The organism is Streptomyces pathocidini (assembly GCF_001418495.1).
In the GTDB taxonomy this organism is placed as follows: Bacteria; Actinomycetota; Actinomycetes; order Streptomycetales; family Streptomycetaceae; genus Streptomyces; species Streptomyces pathocidini.
Window position 1 is genome coordinate 1 of sequence record NZ_LIQY01000649.1, and the last position, 3,704, is coordinate 3,704.

General features: G+C 73.0%; 3 protein-coding genes. All 3 read left to right on the forward strand.

The genetic code is table 11. The features are described 5' to 3' along the window. Positions 1-259: 259 nt before the first annotated feature. The 3 genes from AOK16_RS24035 (at position 260) to AOK16_RS24045 (ending at position 3,507) form a co-directional block, all read left to right on the forward strand. A complete protein-coding gene (locus tag AOK16_RS24035; protein ID WP_055474216.1) occupies positions 260-1,126 on the forward strand; it encodes a bifunctional methylenetetrahydrofolate dehydrogenase/methenyltetrahydrofolate cyclohydrolase in 867 nt (288 codons plus the stop codon). A gap of 259 nt (positions 1,127-1,385) precedes the next feature. Beyond that, on the forward strand, positions 1,386-1,892 hold the full coding sequence (locus AOK16_RS24040) for a DUF3017 domain-containing protein (protein ID WP_055474217.1): 507 nt from the start codon (positions 1,386-1,388) through the stop codon (positions 1,890-1,892). A gap of 388 nt (positions 1,893-2,280) precedes the next feature. Further along, positions 2,281-3,507 (forward strand): NADP-dependent isocitrate dehydrogenase, encoded by a 1,227-nt coding sequence (locus AOK16_RS24045; protein WP_055474218.1) that lies wholly within the window; start codon positions 2,281-2,283, stop codon positions 3,505-3,507. Positions 3,508-3,704: the final 197 nt, after the last annotated feature.

The window sequence follows — 3,704 nt, forward strand, 5'->3', positions numbered from 1 at the left end:
GGGTAGCCGTAGGGCTGGCCCTGCGGCGGCTGCCCTTGCGGGGGCGGGCCCTGCGGCGGCTGCGCGTAGGGGTTGTTCGGATCCGGGTGGCTCACCTGGGGATCTCCTCCGAGCGGTTCTACGGGGACGCGCGCGCCGCACGGAGGTGGGAGGAAGAAGCGGCCCGCCCCCCGTACTGCCGCGGTGATTCTCTGCCGGGTCATCCTAGATGCCAGGCCCTGATTGGTACCCGGGCCGTTCCATCCGGGAGGATGGAGGCATGACCGCCCAGATTCTCGATGGCAAGGCCACCGCCGCCGCGATCAAGTCCGAACTCGTCGCCCGTGTCGAGGCGCTCAAGGCCCGTGGCGCCACGCCCGGCCTCGGGACGCTGCTGGTCGGCGAGGACCCCGGGAGCAAGTGGTACGTGGCGGGCAAGCACCGCGACTGCGCCGAGGTCGGCATCGCCTCCATCCAGCGCGAACTGCCCGAGACCGCGACCCAGGAGGAGATCGAGGCGGTCGTACGGGAGCTGAACGAGCACCCGGCCTGCACCGGCTACATCGTCCAACTCCCGCTCCCCAAGGGCATCGACGCCAACCGCGTCCTGGAACTCATCGACCCGGCCAAGGACGCCGACGGGCTGCACCCGATGAACCTCGGCCGACTCGTCCTCAACGAGGCCGCGCCGCTGCCCTGCACCCCCAACGGCATCCTCCAACTGCTGCGCCGCCACGGCGTCGAGACCAACGGCGCGCACGTGGTCGTGGTCGGCCGCGGGGTCACCGTCGGCCGCTCGATCGGGCTGCTGCTGACCCGCAAGTCGGAGAACGCGACCGTGACGCTGTGCCACACCGGCACCCGCGACCTGTCCGCGCAGCTGCGCCAGGCCGACATCGTCGTGGCGGCCGCGGGATCCCCGCACATCGTGAAGCCGGAGGACGTGAAGCCGGGCGCGGCCGTGCTGGACGTGGGCGTCAGCCGGGACGAGAACGGCAGGATCGTCGGCGACGTGCACCCGGGTGTGGCGGAGGTGGCCGCCTGGCTGTCCCCGAACCCGGGCGGCGTCGGCCCGATGACCCGGGCCCTGCTGCTGCAGAACGTGGTCGAAGCCGCCGAGGCCGAAACCGCTGCCGCGGCGGGATAACGGGGAGGAGCGGCAGGTGGCTGCCGAAGCCAACGCGAACGGTGGGGCCCGGACGCCGGGCCAGCGGCCCGACTCGCCCGCGCCCGGCCACGGCGGGCAGGCGAAGGACGTCGGGGGCGGGGAACGCCGGGGTCCGGAGGAGCGCCGGGATTTGAGGGGGCGTCGCGGTCCGGAGGAGTACTCGGATCTGGGGGAGCGTCGCGGTTCGGAAGAGCGCCGGGATTCGGGAGGCCGTCGCGGTCCGGAGGAGCGCCGGGACTTGGGGGAGCGTCGCCGCGGTTCGGAGGAGCTGGGCGAGTCCGTGAGAGGTTCCGGTGAGAGGCCGGCGCCCGGCGGGACCGGCCCCCGTGATGCGCGGGACGGCGAAGCCCGGACCGCCCCCGCCAGCCGCCGGTTTCCGCGGGTCACGCGGGACACCGCGCGGCCGCAGGGCGGCGGACGGGCGGCGTCCGGGCACGCGCCCGCGCCCGTACGGCAGTGGCCGCTGCTGAGCGTGCTGGGCGGGACGGCCGTCGGCCTGGCCGTCGTCGCGGCCGACTTCGCCCGCGTCGGCATCCTCATCGTGGGGCTCGCGCTGCTCGCGGGCGCGGTCATGCGCTGGTCCCTGCCCTCGGTCGGCATGCTGGCCGTACGGTCCCGGTTCACCGACGTGGTCATCTACGGGGTGCTGGGCGCGGTGATCCTGCTGCTGGCGCTGATGGCGCAGCCGGACCCGTGGCTCGATCTGCCGTGGCTGGAGGACCTGGTCCACTTCACGGTGCGCTGACCCCGCCTGATCCTTGCGGGGCCGCTGATGCCTCGCGTCTCCCGGCGCCTGCGTCTCCTGGTGCCTCGCGCCTTCCCGGTCCGGCGGTGTGCGGGCGCGTCACTTGTGCGCCGGGGGGCCGAGGTTCGCGTTCGCTTCACGGCTTCACGGCTTCACGGCGCGTTGATGCGCCGGGCCTTCCGGTCCCCGCCGGTACACGGCCGCGCGGTTCGTGGCGCCGTGCCGCCGGTGCGTCGTCCCGTCGGTGCGCTGCGCCGCACGCGCGCCGTGCCGTCCGTGCGCCGGGGGTGAACCGTGCGCCAGGGGCGAGGTCCGCTGGCATGTGCGGGGAGCCGAGTACCTTTTGTCGCGAATGATCCACGCCGCGTGAGAGGGACGAAGCACCCCTATGGCCAAGATCAAGACAGCCGAACCCGTCGTCGAGCTCAACGGCGACGAAATGACGCGCATCATCTGGCAGTTCATCAAGGACCAGCTGGTCCTGCCGTACCTGGACGTGGAACTGCTCTCCTTCGACCTCGGCATCGAGCACCGCGACGCCACCCGCGACCAGGTCACCGCGGACGCGGCAGAGGCGGTCCGGGAGCACGGCGTCGGCGTCAAGTGCGCCACCATCGCGCCGGACGCGGCGCGGGTCGAGGAGTTCCACCTCAAGGCCCGGTACCGCTCGCCGGTCGCCACCCTCCGCGACGCCCTCGGCGGCGCGGTCTTCCGCGAGCCGATCCTCCTGCCCGGGGTGGCTCGGCTCGTCCCCGGCTGGACCCGGCCGATCGTCGTCGGCCGCCACGCGTTCGGCGACCAGTACCGCGCGGCCGAGTTGAGGATCCCGGGCGAGGGCACGCTCACCCTGACGTTCACGCCGAAGGGCGGCACCGGCGCGGAGCCGGTCGAGCTGGAGGTGTGCGAGTTCCCGGGCGCCGGGGTCGCGCTGGCCATGTACAACCTGGACGCCTCGATCCGCGACTTCGCGCGCGCCTCGTTCCGCTACGGGCTGGCGCACGGCTTCCCGGTCTACCTGGCCACGAAGAACACGGTCCTGAAGAAGTACGACGGCCGCTTCAAGGACCTCTTCCAGGAGGTGTTCGACGCCGAGTTCGCCGCCGACTACGCGAAGGCCGGTCTCTCGTACGAGCACCGGCTCGTGGACGACATGGTCGCCGACGCGCTCGGGGCCGAGGGCGGGTACGTCTGGGCGTGCAAGAACTACGACGGCGACGTGCAGGCCGACTTCGTCGCGCGGGGGTTCGGCTCGCCCGGGCTGATGACGTCCGTGCTGACCTCGCCGGACGGGCGGACGCTCCTGGCGGAGGCCGCGCACGGCACGGTCACCCGCCACTACCGGCAGCACCAGCAGGGAAGGGCGACGTCGACCAACCCCATCGCGTCCGTCTTCGCCTGGACGCGGGGGCTCGCCCACCGCGGGAAGCTCGACGGGACGCCCGAGGTCGTGGAGTTCGCGGGGACGCTGGAGGAGGTGTGCGCGGAGACCGTGGGGGAGGGGCTGATGACGCGGGATCTGGCGCGGCTGGTCTCCCGGGAGCAGCCGTGGCTCACCACGGAGCAGTTCCTGGAGGCGCTGGACACGGGGTTGCAGAAGCGGATGGCTGCGCTCTGACGGATCGTCGGGCGGTGACCGCGGTGGTTGCGCGCTGCGCGGTGCGGTGGCTGGGGTTCCGGGGGCTGCCTGGCGGAGCCCGTCCTCTCCCCCGGGGGAGGACGGACCCCGCCACCCCTCGAGGATCTTGGCCCGCCCCGACCGTCTCAAGGGTTACCCACGGTCTGTGGCGAGCCAGTGACCAACCAGTGAAGAAC